Here is a 15,201-nt window from a genome sequence, read left to right on the forward strand (position 1 = left end):
GCTTAATTGTATAACCAAATTTTTAACATAGAAAATAACTTGTTTTCATCAATAGGCTTCGATAAATAATCGTTAGCTCCATGAAAAATAGCTTTGTCATAATCTTCTTTCATAGCCTTAGCTGTTGTGCATATTACAGGAATATCCTTAATGCCTGGAGTCTTCCTAATATGCTCAATGGCTGTATAACCATCCATCTCAGGCATCATGACATCCATTAGAACTAAATCTATATTTTTGTGTTTTTTAAGTACTTCAAGTGCTATTTTTCCATTCTCGGCTTCAAGTACTTCCATATCTTTATCTTCAAGTATTTTACCCAAGGCAAATATGTTTCTAATTTCATCGTCAACGACTAAAACCGTTTTGCCTTTAAAGATAGATTCATCAATTTCGCTTATAGCTTTAGTCGGAATTGGAGGATTCTTAATAGCAACATGGTGTAAGAAAAGAGTCACTTCGTCCATTAGACGAACATCTGATTTTATTCCCTTAAGAATAATAGAATTAGTGTATTTGCTTAGTTCACGATGTTCTTCTCGTGAAAGTTCTTTCCCTGTATAGATAATTGTGTTAGGAATCTTAATGTCTAAAATTGATAATTTTTGTAATAATTCATGCCCCGAAAAATCGGGTAAACCTAAATCAAGTATTACGCAATCGTATTGTTTAATTTTTATTTGTTCTAGTGCATCAGAACCGCTTTCAACTTCATCAATCTGAGCATTGGTTTGCTGTAATAGGGTGTGAATTACTTTTCTTGTTAAGGCACTGTCTTCAACTATTAATATTTGTTTTGAATCAGAGAAAAGCTGTTTGTTAATTTTGTTCATTGCCGAATTAAAATCAATGGCATTTACAGTCGTTAGTTGTTCTTTGTTCTCATTCTTTAGTCCATCAATTGGTGAGACGATATGAAGAGGTAAATTTGATGTTAGTGGATTCTCTTTTAATTTGGCTAATTGTTCTTCACCATTTGTTAATAGAAGTTTAGACGCAATAATAATAGAAGTCGGTTGATATTTCTCCACTAATGGCATTGACGACTCTATATCGATAGCTACTACGGCTTGAAAATCGTTTTTATGAATAAGCTTTATAAGTTTTTCTGCTTTCTTCTTATCGGGATGAATTAAAAGAACCAGAGCTTTTGATAACGCTTGCTCTCTGTCATCATCAATGAATTTTATAATATTTTCGTTCTTTTTAGGTGCAACTTCAGAATGGTTTACTTTAGATGATGAAATTTCTGCGATCTGAGCCTTGTTATTAAGAGAACTTTCGCGGGGTTCAATAGGAATAATAATAGTGAATACAGAACCTTGATTGAGTTTGCTCTCCAGGTGAATTTCCCCACCCAGCATAAAGGCTAATTCTTTTGAGATAGATAAGCCTAAGCCTGTACCACCATATTTTCTGGATGTGCTTCCATCTGCTTGTTGGAATGCTTCAAAAATGGCTTCCTTTTTATCATCAGGAATACCAACTCCAGTATCTGTTACCGAAATAGAAAGAGCTTGAGATGGATCTAGATCGTTTCGCATGAGTGCTATCTTTTCATCATACTTATTAAAAGTAACAGTGATACTTCCTTTTGTTGTGAATTTGATGGCATTTGATAGTAAGTTTTTGATGATTTGTGATAATCTTAATCTATCACTAACAAATGATGCTGGTATATCATTTGCAATCTCAACTGAGAGTGCTATTTTTTTCTTTTCAGCCTGATGTTTAAAATCGAGCATAATTTCATGTTTGATATCTGCTGCATTGGTAGTAGCAAATTCAACCGTCATTTTGCCAGCTTCAATTTTAGATAAATCAAGGACTTCGTTGATCAATTGCAAAAGATCCTTGCCACTCTTGTGAATGATCTCAGCAGATTCAATATCAGATTTAGTCAGGTTTCCCTTTTTGTTCTTAGTAAGCATCCCTGATAGAATCAACAAAGAATTCAAAGGAGTACGCAGTTCATGCGACATATTTGCTAAGAAATCAGATTTGTATTGACTAGCTTGTGCAAGCTCTTTAGCTTTTAATTCAAGTTCGGTATGAGTTTGAGATAGGTTAAGATTTTTTTGTACAATCTCATTCTTTTGTAGTTCCAACTGATTTGTCCGTTCTTCCAACTCTTCATTGGCAACTCTCAACTCTTCTTGTTGGACTTGGAGTTTCTTTTCGTTTTCAGTTAATATCTTAGTGTGCTCCTCAAGCTCTTCATTAGCCACTCTTAACTCTTCTTGCTGAACTTGCAATTCACTGGCTTGATCTTGAGTTGTTTGTAGTAATGTCTCAAGACGTTCTCTGGCAATCGAAGAAGCAATATTTACTGTTATTGTTTCATTAGCAGTTTTCAGAAAATTGATCTTGTGTTTCCCAAATTCTCGAATTGAGGCCAACTCCATAACGCCCCATAGGCGATTGTTGAATATTAATGGGATTAAAATGATTTCTTGAGGACTAATCTCTCCAGTTCCTGAGAAAATAGTGAAATAATCTCGAGGTAGATCTTTGATATGCTTAATTTCCTCGTTGCCAACCATGGAACCAATTAAACCATGCCCTTTTTTTATGAATTTAAACTGATTTTTGTCTGGTAGTCCATGTGATGCAACAAGATTAAACGCTTCACTAACTTCATCAAAAAGATATAACGCACCCAGTTCAGCATTAAGGAAGTTGATTGTAAATTCAAGAGCGTTACTCGAAACTTCGTTTATCTCTTGATCCCCACGTAACTGCTCATTTAGTTGGTTCATACCAGTACGAAACCAGTTGGCGTTTTTATTTTTTCTATCTGCAGCTTCAAGCTGATCGACGATGCGATTAAAAGTGTGAGTAAATTCATCCTTTTTCGATCTAGGACTTAGTTTTACCTGATAATTTCCTTCTGCAACTTTCTGAATGTTGTGAATAATTCGGGAGAAGCCAAATTGAATTTCGTTGAAAGATTGGGTTAAAATACCTAGTTCGCTATTACTCTTATACTCTAATCTCCTTTGAGGTATACCTTTATTTAATAAGTTGAAACTCTTCGCTAAAACAGCAACTGGCTTTGATATAGAGTTATTGATGATGTATGAAATACTCGAAATAAAAATAGCAATAAGTAAGATGACAAAACCAATCACGTAAATCAAAGCATTGCTCACCGTATTTGATAATTGATCAGTTTGCTGAGCGAATTCACCAAAATGGGCTTGAAGTTGATGTATTGCTTTTAATAGTTCGTAGTTGATTTCCCCTGCTTTATGATTTTCTACATGTTCTTGAACTTCTAAGCCAATTTGATAGCCATTTTGAGCAATTGCTTGATTATCGGCCATTCTTTGAGGATCGAATTTTTGTAGTAGCTTTAATCGATCGTAAAAAGTGTTAACAATTTGTTCTTCAGGATGATGCTTTTTAGGGAACGCACTATAAAAAAGAGCAATAAATTCTTCTTTATTCAAATTTATTAAATGATCATTTACATTAGAAAATGTATAAGCCATTTTATTTGCTTCCCTTAAGTTATTAACCGAGGAAATATAATAGGTTGTATCACCCGTAGCAATGTATTTATAATAATCCTGAACACCATTATTAAAGGTGTTGTTATGAATACGGTTAGCATTCATAAATAGGGTAATAACACGGCTGGATTGGAAAAAGTAATTTGCCAGGAATCCCAAAAGGAGAATGCTTGTAATGGAGACAATAGTTAAAATAAATAGTCTGGATTTTATTTTCCAATCTTTAAACTTAGATATTGGCAAATTCATGATAATATAAATGTTTGTTATATATAATTACTCTTAAAGATCCGCAAAAATAGTGATAAAATAAAATGGAATGACAGTTTTCTTACACGAATAGATTAAAAGTGTAGGTTAAGTTATTAATCGTATATCTTATAGAATTTTAATAAAAAACATATTGCTCAATATGTATTTAACTGTAGCTTTATGTCTTTATTCAGAAACAGAAAAAATATAATGTAATTATGAAGAATGTTTTGTTAATCATCTTCCTGTCTTTTAGTCTTTTGCTTTCAGCTCAACATAAAGATTTAAGTAAGCTATACTTAAAAGGTAAATTCGAAAAAGCAATTGAAAAAGGGATGCTTAAACTTGAGCAATCACCTGATGATGCTATACTTAATATGATTATTGGTCGATCTTATGTGGCTATTGGACAGTATGATATGGCTATTCCTCTTTTAAAGAAGGCTCTGGCTGACAAAATTGCTCATCCATCAGTTCAATCATGGAGTTTAGCTGAATTGGGTACTGCATATTACCATACAGGATTGGTTGATATGGGTGTGGAGAATTTAAAAAAGGCGAGGGAAATGAAAGCGACCCGAAATTGTACTCGTTTTGCTCATAACCAATTAATGCGTTTTCAAGAGAATAAATTTTTCCAGAAATGGAATATTCACGAAACTGAACATCTTAGGTTTCATTTTCAGGATGAATCAATTATTGAGAATATAGAAAATTATATTAAGCGACATGAAGAGGCTTTTTTAAGTGTTAATAAGTTCTTTAAGACTGATTTGCCTAAGAAAATCGATTTCTTTGTTTGGAAGGATAGGGAAGAAGCCTTTGATTTGTTTGAAAGACCTTTAGGTTTTGCTAATTCGGAAAGAAAAATTATAAATGCTTGGTATAAACAAACTAAGGGACATGAAATTTGCCATATTCTTTGTGATATTGCTATTAAACCAAAGAAAAAAAGCAAGTTGATAAATGAAGGTATCTGTGTGTATTTTGATCAAACATCTCGTAATAAAATGGATCAAGCTAGAAAAGTATTGCCTAAAGATGAGTTTCATTTGCTTGAACTTTGGGAATCTCCAACACAATATGAAAGAGACTTATCTTACCCAATGGGAGGAGCTTTTATTGATTTTCTGATTCATAAAGGAGGACAGGCGAATCTTAAGAAGCTTTTGAAGGATCAGACTATAGAAAATGCAGAAAGAATATATCCAGATTTTAAAGATCTGGTTAAGACTTTTGAAGCGATGCTTCAGCATTAATTTAATAGGGATAACCAAAGAAAACGCAAGGATTGATACAGTCAATTCCTTGCGTTTTGTTATTTTGAATCTATATACGTTTAGTCTTAATTAATACCTTGCTTAGGGAATATCATGATAAATTCACTACCTTTTCCTAGTTCACTTTCTACCCAAATTTCACCTTGATGCTTATCTACAAATTCTTTACAGATAAGAAGACCTAGGCCAGTTCCTTTTTCGTCTTTGGTTCCTGAGGTTTGCACCTTGGCGTCGGTGCGGAATAGCTTCTCAATATTTTCAGCGCTCATACCTACTCCGGTATCTTTAATTGAAATTTTAACCTGATCGTCCATAGGTTCAGTTTTAATTCTGATTTCACCTTGGTCGGGAGTAAATTTTATAGCATTAGATATTAAATTGCGAAGTAAGCTAGTTAGCATGTTTTCATCAGCAAAAATCTGAATATTGGTTTGAATTTCTGTTATGATATTTATTTGTTTTTGATTGGCCTGAAATGCAGCAAAAGAAGTAGAATCTGAAATGAGATTTTGCAAATTTAGAACTTCAGGATTAAACGGAATATGATCCGATTGACTCATAGCCCATTCGAGCATTTTCTCTAGTAAATTAAAGTTAAGCTTAGCCGAATGCTGGATATCCTTGATTAAATCTAGTTTCGTTTCATCATCTAAATCGGAATAGCTAGAACACAATAAATCAGAAAATCCAACAATAGCATTGAAAGGATTCTTAAGGTCGTGAGCAATAATCGATAAGAATTTATCTTTTGTTTGATTAGCTTCCTGAAGCTTGTCTGCCGTGATATTTAATTCAGTCAAGGTCTTCGTAAGCTCAGTTGTATCATAGCCTACACCAATCACGAGACCCGATGCACTCTTAAATCCAGCCCAAAACTGATTGCGCTCCACCTTATCTTTGTCGATAATGGTATATTCATGAAATTTCCCATTAGGTTCTGAAAGATGAGAACGTAAAGTTTGGTATTCTTCATCATATTTCATCATCATTTTCATTGGTTTTTCTACTGATTGTATTTCAGAAAGAGAATAACCAGTAAGCCTTACACACTCATTATTCCAAAGTGTTATTTTATTGTTTTGATCGATACCAAGTAGGAGTATTGGAGCAATTTCAAAAAGAGATTTAAATTGCATTTCACTTTTTATTAATTCTTCGTCCGAAATTTTTTTATTTTCAATAATCTCATTTGTGGCATTGGCTATGGTCTGGAATTCAGAGTAATTCAGTTTTTTAATGTCGATTACCGAATTTGAATTAATAGCTTTTTTAAGGAGACCAATAAAAGTTGTTGTGTTCTTTTTTGTTTTATTGGTTACATATTGGAATATGAGTAGTATAATGATGTGAATAAGCAGAATAAGCATAAGAATACCAGCCGCTTTTTTCATTTGAACATTCTTCATTTGTTCTATACTTTCACTAATGTTGGTTTCTATAAGGCTAAGGTCGAACCAAGCTCCAACGACCCAATTCCACTCCGGATAAGATTTAACGAATGAAATACACTTTCCTACTTCATTAGTGTCATCATTAATCCAATCAAATGTTGTAAAGCCTCCCTCAGGATTTTTAGAAGCGTTGATTTCTGCTCTAATTAATCCAAAACCACTTTCATCTTTTAGATCAAGAATATTTTCTCCTTCCTTGTATTGTTTCGAGCTTGAAACAATGGCAGTACCATCGGTATTGTTTATAAAGATCTTTTGATTGATCCCATAATGAATATTCTTGATGTATTGCTTAGCTTCTTTCTTTATATCTCCTTCAATGTCAGGAATATATTCTCCTGTGCCAATTACGATATCAAGTGGTTTAAAATATCTGACATATATTACAGAAGGCGAACTGAATGACTGCTTTGTTTGAAAAGATTGAATATGGTCATTCACAAATCCTTTCCCTTCTTCAAGAGCAATTCGAATTTCTTCTTTTACGATTTCTTTTTCAGGTGAATCAGGTTGTTCTAAAAAGTTTACTCCCTCAGCTTCGGGATGTGATGGGTATAGAATTTCTTCTCCATTGGTTCTAATAATAAAATAATCACCTCGAATTTCTTTTGATCGTAATGGGCGAAGTGCTTCTCTTGCCATCTGCAAAATAACTTCTTTGTTGTATTTACCTTTATTTTTTTGGTAAAGGTTTTCAACCAGTAGAAAAGCCTGATTCACGCGATATATTAGTATGTCGTTAACCTGATTAATTCGAATGTCTCGACTAACTTCGATATGTTCAATGACTTGTTCGACTTCATGCTTTATCAGTTCTTTTTGAGTTTGTATAAATGATGACTTTTGAATCTCACTTTCTTTTTTAAAGCTTCTATATTCGAATAAAAGGAAAAGACTACTTATGACAATTGCCGAAAAAGCAAAGAAGACGACAATGTATAAGAGAAATGTTTGGGGTATGGATAAAATTCTTTTTTTTTGCATAGTAGTAGGGGGTTGAAAAAATCAGTCTGAAAATACGAAATTATATTGGTGTTGAGGAGCTTTTTTAATTACAAATAAACTGAATGATATACATAGGAGTGATAATCTTTTACTTTTAATTTGTTATTGTTAAGTTTTCATGGGTGGTGTTCAAGTTGATTGTTGAGTTTTGTAAAATGTTAATGTAAAACTTGTGGACTGTTTTGTTTTTCATAAATTTGAAAATAATTTCTGTTATTTAGAACAACTTATTATAAAGGGATTATACTGAGGATAAGAATTAATTAGTGATGATCGAGTGATTTTTTTTTAAAATCGAATTAAATTTCTAATTATGAATGCTACAAATTTTGAATTGAATTTTAATGCCTGCAGACCTTTTTCTTCAACAAAAAGGAAAGCTTATTTTTCGTTGGGAATCATTGAAATGCTTGTGGGCTCAGTTGGGGTCTTTCTAGTGGAATATCCTATGTCTCGATTCTATATGATTTTGTTTGCTGGTGGTATTTTGAGTTTTCTTATAGCTACTTATGGTAAGAATATTATTAAAGAATCTAATTCAATTTGTATTAATCCACAGAATATAGTCTTTAAAAACGTTTCACAACGAGCAAAAAATATCGAGGTTAATAACCTATACGACCTCATTCTTGAAAAAGATAAGGTTGAGTTTATCACTAAAGATCAAAAATACAGTATTTACGATTTTTCAATCTTTAAACTAGATCAAAAGAAAGCTTTATATGCCGTTTTGAACGAGTTAAAAGAAAACTTAGGCTAAATTGTAAGAGAGATAAGAGAGAATGCATGTATCTTTCCTCATCATTATTTCTAAAATAAAACAATATCAGAATGAGACTGATTTATCTATTTACACTATTAGTCACTATTGCTTTGAGTTCTTGTAATGGGCCTAAGTCTAATGAGCGTAAAATTGTTGTGGGTGATACCATTCGAACAGCTAGTGGCTTGCAATACTATTATGAGAAAATAGGTAAGGGCAGAAAAGTTGAGGCTGGCTGTGAAATGGCAACCTATTTAAGTTTAAAGGTTGGCGATTCTGTCGTTTGGACCAGTGCTGATCAGCCAGATTCATTATTTACTTATGTGGCAGGGTATACTAGATTGATTAAAGGTTTTACTGAAATAAGTATGTTGCTTAGAGAAGGTGATGAGGTGATTGCGATTCTTCCTGACTCTTTGGCTTATGGGGCCGAAGGCGCTGGCGATATTATTCCACCACATGCTACTTTGGTTTACGATAAGTTTAAAGTCGTAAGAGTTGATGAACCTAAAGGCATAATGGCTGATACGCTGCTTAAAGCAATTGGAATAGGTGGGGAGAAAGCTGTAATGGAAAAATTTAAAGAAATAGCAACAACGGCAGATTCTAATAAGTACCATATTGGGCAAGATCATCTTTATCGCTTGTGGGATATGTTGAGTAAAACCGATCAGCACATGAAAGCAGCTGAAGTGGCAGCTTGTTTTGCTGATGTCACAAATGATAATAAGCTTTGGTACAAAATGGTGCTTTCCTTGGAAAAGTTAGGAGAATTGAAAGAAGCCAAAGATAATTTGGAGGTGCTTATTGGTAAAGAGCCAACAAATAAGGAATTTACAGATAAGTTATTTGAACTGAATGCGAGACCTTCGGTAAAGTAGTTGTTGAATAGAAATGAGAATTTTTTAAAATAAAAGAACATCGATTATGGAAAAGGATACAGATCTAATTGAAATTTACAGAGGAAACCCTATTAATTCTGAAATTATAAAGGATATTTTAAACGATAATGATATTATTGCAAGCATGACCAACCAAATAATGGGAAACATTGCACCTTTTTATGTGGCAGCTGGTGGTGTTGATCCTGTTGGCGTTGAAATTTTTGCTAGGGATAGGGAAAAGGCTCTTGCTTTAATCGAAGCATTTAATAAGAGTATCCCTGAAGAATAGATACCAAGGATAAAGGAAAAAGGAAAGCTGTGATCGTGAGGTTGCAGCTTTTTTTTTGTAAAATATTTTATATCCCAGGCAACCCTTTATCCGTAATCTGCATTATAAGAGTATCAGACATTTAAAAAGACACTTGTTAAGTGAGGAAATTAATTCAGGCATTAAAGAGAAAGAAACCCAAAGCACAGGAGCAACTATTTAGCACTTATGCTGATTATTTGTTTCGTATTAGTTTTCGCTATCTAAAAAATAGGGAGGAATGTGAGGAGGCACTTTCTCAAAGCTTTTTGAATATTTTCGATAATATAAGCAAAACAGATATTAGCGAAGAACATCAGCTTAAAGCCTGGATGAAGAAAATTGTTATTAACCAATCATTAATGGCTATCAGAAAAAATCTTCGTTTCCCACCTACACTAGAGTTGATGGATGAAAGAGAAGAGTCGGAAATTACCAGCGATGAGCTTTTGTTGGAAAAGGATTTGATGAATATGGTGTTTGCTCTACCGCAAGGCTACAGAACCGTATTTTCCTTATACGCCATAGAAGGTTACAAGCATGAGGAGATAGCTGAGAAATTGGGTGTTACAATAGGCACATCTAAATCGCAATTGAGTAAGGCCCGCCGTATCTTGAAAGAAATGATAAATAAAACCGAATTGAGTTATGAAGCAGTCCGTTGAAAATCAGATAAAGGAAGCCTTTGAGGCTTGGGATGAGGAGAAGACTGAGGTCGGTTTTGATAAAGCTGCTCTTTGGACATCGATGAATGAAAATAAGCTGAAACCTATAATTTTCTTTTCATGGTATAAGGTTGCCTCTGTAGCTATTATCTTATTGCTTTCGGGAGCATTAGCCTTTTCGTTCCAGGCTCAATGCGATTTACAATGCCAAAATCAACAATTAGTTTTGAGTTTGAATCAAACCAAACAGACTAATAAACCCGTTATAGAGAAACAAATTGAAGAAAAGATCGTTTATCAAACCCAAATAAAAGAGGTTGAATCTGCTTCTGCAAGAAAAGCTTTCGCGGATTTAGCCTTCCAATATGAAAACTTGAAGAAAGAGAATGTTTTATTAAAGAAGGATCTTAATCAGTTTGATTCTCAATTTGCCTATTTGAGCGATAGCCTAAAAAGCCTTGAAGGTAATTGGGCCAGAATTGAAAAGGGCTATGCGATGGAATTGCAACAGTTGAAAGCATCTTCTCAATCAAATGGTTTATCAATTGATATTGATGAGGAGGCCTTATTGGCACTTGCAAATGAGATGCCTAAACAAGAAAATAAAAATCAGGAGCCTACTAAAAGATTGACTTTGAAATTTAGAAATAGCAGTTCAAATTCTGAAACATCGGCGCCATTGTTTCGAGATATCGACAGCAAATAAACAGGAATAAAAAACGATAAAAACCAGACTTATGAATTTTAAAATAGGAATACTCAGTACACTTCTCTTTTTGCTTTCGTTTCAGGCCTTTTCAAGCGAGGAAACAAGCTTTTATCCGGATACAATTCGTATGCAAATGTACAATGGAACAACTATAGAGTATAGATGTAATTACAATGGTGATAATAGTTTGGTCGATAATTTGAATATCAACAAAGCCTTGGATACATTCATGAAACGTTGGGCTGTTTTGAATATAAAAAATTTGGATCAGACTAAAGCGATGCATATCATTTGCAGCACAACAAAATCTTATATGGATGTTGTTGAGAATATAATAAGCGTAGAGGAAATGCCTATTCCAACTAAAGTTATATTCCCAACGGAGGAGTCGGTTGCTTTACTGATAAAAGGAAAACACAAGCTCGATTTGAATCCAGAATTGGCAATTTATTTCGATAGCCTTGAGCAGTTAAAAGAGCTCCAATCTTATGATTTTTCAAAAGTTTCGCAAAGTATCGATGCTCAAATGCACATAAACGGTAAGTGGGTGCTAAAAAATACACCACTAGTAGCTTGGATGAAAGTGAAGGAAGATGATTCGGTAGATTTGATATATAAAAGAGGTGTTCACCCTCACCCTAGAGATATGATTGTAATTATTGGAGGGATGTCTCTTGAAAATATTAAGGGGAATTGGAATGGTAGTTTTTATGCCGATATGTCTTTTCAGTTTGGAGCGAAATTGTTGTATAAGCAAGCCTTTAAGGTAGGATACGAGTGGATGTACGATTTCTCAACAGGTAAGAAAAATATTAACCATTGGGTAAGCTTTGGTTATTCACGTAATTTCTCATTAAATCCATCTAAGCCCGATTGGTATGGCTTAAGCTTAGGCTATTTGGCTAAAGGAAATGGTGATTTGTTTAAAAAAGATTCTTTTCGTTTAGGATTGAGCCATAGAATTCATAAGAATGTGACTTTGGTTCCTCAAATGTATTTCAACGATTGCTTTAAAAATGTTACACCTGGTATAAAGATTCGAATTAATTTATAATGAAACCTATCTAACCTCTCCCACAATTATAGTGTGCCTTATTAACCTGATAAGGCATACTTTAATTTTGTGCCTTAATCCCTTTAAACATGAAGTGTAGGGACAATCTCCAATCTTAAATTTCTCGAATGAAAAACGTCTATTATATTATAATGGCAGCTATTCTTGTATCCAGTTGCCAAAGTTTAAAAATAACGGATAATACGAACTATTCTGACTATTTGAAGAATGATAAATATCTGATCTCGAAAGATAATTTGATGAAATCGAAGGAGAGTATTAAAGACCTTCATCCTAATCTGTTTAATTCAATAACAGAAGCATCTTTTGATTCGTTGGTTTTAGAAGTTGCAAAAACATTCCCAAAAGATTCTATTTGTGAAACGGAATTCCTCTACCAATATCGTAAGGCTTATGATACCATAACTTATGGTGATCCACATTTCCTGATTTATCCTCAGATTAGCTTAAAAGAAGGTGTTAAACTGAAAAATAAGGATATTCGGGTTTGGCCATTCTCTTTATTGTGTATTGGGGATACTTTGATTGTCGATAAAACTCTGAATTCAGAATTGCATAAGGGGGATCGAATTATTTCCATTAATGGAAGGCCTACTGAGGAGATTGTCAAATATACCTATCACCATCGTTTTTTAGATTCTCGGTTTACACAAGCTCAAAATCATTTTTGTTTTTCACCTAAGTATAAGGTGGAGTTCGAAAGAAAGAATAAGAAGCATGAAATTACTGTGCAAGGAACTCCTCTAAACAAGTATTATTTTAAAGGTGAATATTATCCTGAAAGAATTTTCGACGAGTATCAAACGGGCTATTTTGGAATTCATAATTTCGATAACAATAAGTATATGATCAAACGTTTATCGAAGTTTATCAGGAAAGTACAAAGCAAAGGTTTTAAGAATATCGTAATTGATGTCAGAAGAAATCCTGGAGGTCGGGGAGATCGTTTTGATGAATTAATCTCTTTATTTAGCAATCAAGATAGTGTAAAGTATCTAAAAGGATCACGTATAATGGTTTCTAAACAAACTTTAGATTATGGTTTTTCAGAAGATCAAATTGGTCAGGTTTGTAATACACCAGAAGATTATATAGTACGAAATTGCCCCTTAGACGATAGTCGTTATGCTGGTGAAATGAATTATTACATATTAGTAAGTAAGCACACCGCATCAATGGCTTCAACTTTTGCCAATATCATGCAATACAATAAGTTTGGTACTCTAGTCGGTGAACCTTTAGCTCATAATGCCTTGAAATATGGAGAAATCATTATTTCAAAATTTAAGAATTCAATAGTAGTCACTTCCGTTATGGAAATGGATGAATATAGTAATCAAGTGAATGGTAATATTCACCCAGATATCTTAATACCATACAAAGCATCGGAATATATGAATGGCGGAGACCCTATACTAGAAAACTGTTTGAAGAAAATTCAAGAGAATTAAATCATTTGTCTAAAAAAAACTAATCGCCCCGTTTTCTCAAACAGGGCGATTTTATTTGTATTAAGAGGAGATATTAGTTGTAAACCTCACCACCAGCTTCTTTGAATTCTGCTTGTTTCTTTTCTAGTTTAGCAGCCATATCACGAACATCTCTACTGGCTTTCATTGAGCAGAAGTGTTCGCCACACATGGAGCAAAAGTGTGATTGCTTAGAACCTTCATCAGGAAGGGTTTCGTCATGATACTTCATAGCTGTCTCAGGATCTAAAGCAATGCAGAACTGATCTTTCCAACGGAACTCGAAACGAGCCTTACTCATGGCGTTGTCACGAACTTGAGCACCAACAAAACCTTTTGCTAAATCAGAAACATGAGCTGCAATTTTGTAAGTAATGACACCCACTTTTACATCATCCTTGTTAGGTAAGCCTAAGTGCTCTTTAGGCGTGACGTAGCAAAGCATAGCCGTTCCTAACCAACCAATCATAGCACCACCTATAGCAGATGTGATGTGATCGTAACCAGGAGCAATATCTGTTGTGATAGGGCCTAAGGTGTAAAATGGTGCGTTATGACAATACTTTTCTTGCAGCTCCATATTCTCCTTAATCTTATGCATCGGTACATGACCAGGACCTTCGATCATCACCTGGACATTTTTATCCCAGGCACGTTGGCAAAGTTCCCCTAGTGTTTCCAGTTCGGCAAATTGAGCACGATCATTAGCATCGGCAATGGATCCCGGACGCAAGGCATCTCCTAAAGAAATAGCAATATCGTATTTGGCCATAATATCACAAATTTCATCGAAGTGCGTGTACAAAAAGCTTTCCTGATGATGGAACATACACCATTTAGCCATAATCGCACCCCCACGAGAAACAATACCTGTTGTACGCTTAATTGTATGACGAATATGACCCCATAATAAACCTGCGTGAATTGTGAAATAATCGACACCTTGTTCAGCTTGCTCAATCAATGTCTCACGGAAAGCTTCCCAACTTAGGTCTTCCGATTTACCTTTTACTTTCTCTAAAGCTTGATACAAAGGCACTGTTCCCACAGGTACTGGAGAATTACGAAGAATCCATTCGCGTGTTTGATGAATATTCTCACCTGTACTTAAATCCATAATGGTATCGGCTCCCCAACGGTATGCCCATACAGCTTTATCAACTTCTTTTTCTATGCTAGAGTCAATAGGTGAATTACCTATGTTCGCATTAATTTTGGTTAGGAAGTTACGACCAATAATCATGGGTTCACTTTCAGGGTGATTGATATTGGCTGGAATAATAGCACGACCACTTGCAACTTCTTCACGCACAAACTCAGGGGTAACATGTTTTTCACCTTTTTGTAGCTGGTCTACACTCAAAGCTTGATTCTCGCGAATAGCGATATACTCCATCTCAGGTGTGATGATGCCTTTTCGTGCAAAGTACATTTGACTTTGATTGACTTCATTTTTTCTCTCTTCAATCCAAGCTTGTCTGATTTTTTCAAGCCCCTTATTCAGATCAATTTCAATCTTTGGATCGGTATATGGACCCGAAGTATCATAAACGGTAAGGGGAGCATTCTCTTCAAGCGTATCATCAGAATTTCGTGTAGGACTCAGTTTAATTTGACGCATGGCCACCTTAACACCCTTCATTTCACCATTAATGTAAATCTTCTCCGAATTTGGGAATTCATCCCTTGATATCAATTCGTTAATGTCTGTTTTATTCATCTTATATTTTTATTTGTTTTATAGTCTAAAGGTCTAAAGGTCTAAAGGTCTAAAGGTCCAATAGTCGAACGGTCTAAGTTTGTTATCAGTTCTCAGTTTTAAATCT

General features: G+C 34.3%; 11 protein-coding genes. 8 read left to right on the forward strand and 3 right to left on the reverse strand.

Annotated elements, in window-relative coordinates; genetic code table 11:
• Positions 1-2 precede the first annotated feature (2 nt).
• Positions 3-3,764, reverse strand: coding sequence for a response regulator (locus tag ACXR6G_RS15420; protein ID WP_458362336.1), 3,762 nt, complete (start codon positions 3,762-3,764; stop codon positions 3-5).
• A gap of 221 nt (positions 3,765-3,985) precedes the next feature.
• On the opposite strand from ACXR6G_RS15420, the gene ACXR6G_RS15425 reads away from it, so the two are divergent.
• Positions 3,986-5,026 carry a tetratricopeptide repeat protein gene (locus tag ACXR6G_RS15425; protein WP_458362337.1) on the forward strand — a complete coding sequence of 347 codons (1,041 nt, stop codon included), beginning with the start codon at positions 3,986-3,988 and terminating at the stop codon, positions 5,024-5,026.
• 86 nt (positions 5,027-5,112) lie between these two features.
• Here ACXR6G_RS15425 and ACXR6G_RS15430 read toward each other — a convergent pair whose 3' ends face one another.
• Entirely contained in the window at positions 5,113-7,482 is a 2,370-nt protein-coding gene (locus tag ACXR6G_RS15430) for a cache domain-containing protein (protein ID WP_458362338.1), read from the reverse strand.
• Positions 7,483-7,816: 334 nt separating this feature from the next.
• Here ACXR6G_RS15430 and ACXR6G_RS15435 point away from each other — a divergent pair, with 334 nt between their 5' ends.
• From ACXR6G_RS15435 to ACXR6G_RS15465, 7 genes are all read left to right on the forward strand, one after another.
• Positions 7,817-8,263, forward strand: a complete 447-nt coding sequence (locus tag ACXR6G_RS15435) for a hypothetical protein (protein ID WP_458362339.1) — start codon at positions 7,817-7,819, stop codon at positions 8,261-8,263.
• Positions 8,264-8,334: 71 nt separating this feature from the next.
• Entirely contained in the window at positions 8,335-9,147 is an 813-nt protein-coding gene (locus ACXR6G_RS15440; RefSeq protein ID WP_458362340.1) for an FKBP-type peptidyl-prolyl cis-trans isomerase, read from the forward strand.
• A 46-nt stretch (positions 9,148-9,193) separates the two neighbouring features.
• Positions 9,194-9,439, forward strand: a complete 246-nt coding sequence (locus ACXR6G_RS15445) for a hypothetical protein (protein ID WP_458362341.1) — start codon at positions 9,194-9,196, stop codon at positions 9,437-9,439.
• A gap of 140 nt (positions 9,440-9,579) precedes the next feature.
• Complete coding sequence (locus ACXR6G_RS15450; RefSeq protein ID WP_458362342.1) at positions 9,580-10,122, forward strand: RNA polymerase sigma factor; 543 nt, start codon at positions 9,580-9,582, stop codon at positions 10,120-10,122.
• The gene (locus tag ACXR6G_RS15455; RefSeq protein ID WP_458362343.1) at positions 10,106-10,828 is read left to right on the forward strand and encodes a hypothetical protein; all 723 of its coding nucleotides are present in this window, start codon (positions 10,106-10,108) and stop codon (positions 10,826-10,828) included. Before ACXR6G_RS15450 ends, ACXR6G_RS15455 begins: the two co-directional genes overlap by 17 nt.
• A 31-nt stretch (positions 10,829-10,859) precedes the next feature.
• The gene (locus ACXR6G_RS15460; protein ID WP_458362344.1) at positions 10,860-11,885 is read left to right on the forward strand and encodes a hypothetical protein; all 1,026 of its coding nucleotides are present in this window, start codon (positions 10,860-10,862) and stop codon (positions 11,883-11,885) included.
• 128 nt (positions 11,886-12,013) lie between these two features.
• Entirely contained in the window at positions 12,014-13,357 is a 1,344-nt protein-coding gene (locus ACXR6G_RS15465) for a S41 family peptidase (protein ID WP_458362345.1), read from the forward strand.
• A gap of 73 nt (positions 13,358-13,430) precedes the next feature.
• Here ACXR6G_RS15465 and thiC read toward each other — a convergent pair whose 3' ends face one another.
• Complete coding sequence (gene thiC / locus ACXR6G_RS15470; RefSeq protein ID WP_458362346.1) at positions 13,431-15,095, reverse strand: phosphomethylpyrimidine synthase ThiC; 1,665 nt, start codon at positions 15,093-15,095, stop codon at positions 13,431-13,433.
• Between the last annotated feature and the right edge of the window lie 106 nt (positions 15,096-15,201).

It is taken from the genome of Ancylomarina sp. YFZ004, from assembly GCF_054254355.1.

Coding starts and splice junctions, on each gene's coding strand:
- ACXR6G_RS15435 (WP_458362339.1), top strand. CDS start 7,817: ATGAATGCTACAAATTTTGAATTGAATTTTAATGCCTGCAGACCTTTT.
- ACXR6G_RS15425 (WP_458362337.1), top strand. CDS start 3,986: ATGAAGAATGTTTTGTTAATCATCTTCCTGTCTTTTAGTCTTTTGCTT.
- ACXR6G_RS15445 (WP_458362341.1), top strand. CDS start 9,194: ATGGAAAAGGATACAGATCTAATTGAAATTTACAGAGGAAACCCTATT.
- ACXR6G_RS15455 (WP_458362343.1), top strand. CDS start 10,106: ATGAAGCAGTCCGTTGAAAATCAGATAAAGGAAGCCTTTGAGGCTTGG.
- ACXR6G_RS15440 (WP_458362340.1), top strand. CDS start 8,335: ATGAGACTGATTTATCTATTTACACTATTAGTCACTATTGCTTTGAGT.
- ACXR6G_RS15460 (WP_458362344.1), top strand. CDS start 10,860: ATGAATTTTAAAATAGGAATACTCAGTACACTTCTCTTTTTGCTTTCG.
- thiC (WP_458362346.1), bottom strand. CDS start 15,095: ATGAATAAAACAGACATTAACGAATTGATATCAAGGGATGAATTCCCA.
- ACXR6G_RS15465 (WP_458362345.1), top strand. CDS start 12,014: ATGAAAAACGTCTATTATATTATAATGGCAGCTATTCTTGTATCCAGT.
- ACXR6G_RS15430 (WP_458362338.1), bottom strand. CDS start 7,482: ATGCAAAAAAAAAGAATTTTATCCATACCCCAAACATTTCTCTTATAC.
- ACXR6G_RS15420 (WP_458362336.1), bottom strand. CDS start 3,764: ATGAATTTGCCAATATCTAAGTTTAAAGATTGGAAAATAAAATCCAGA.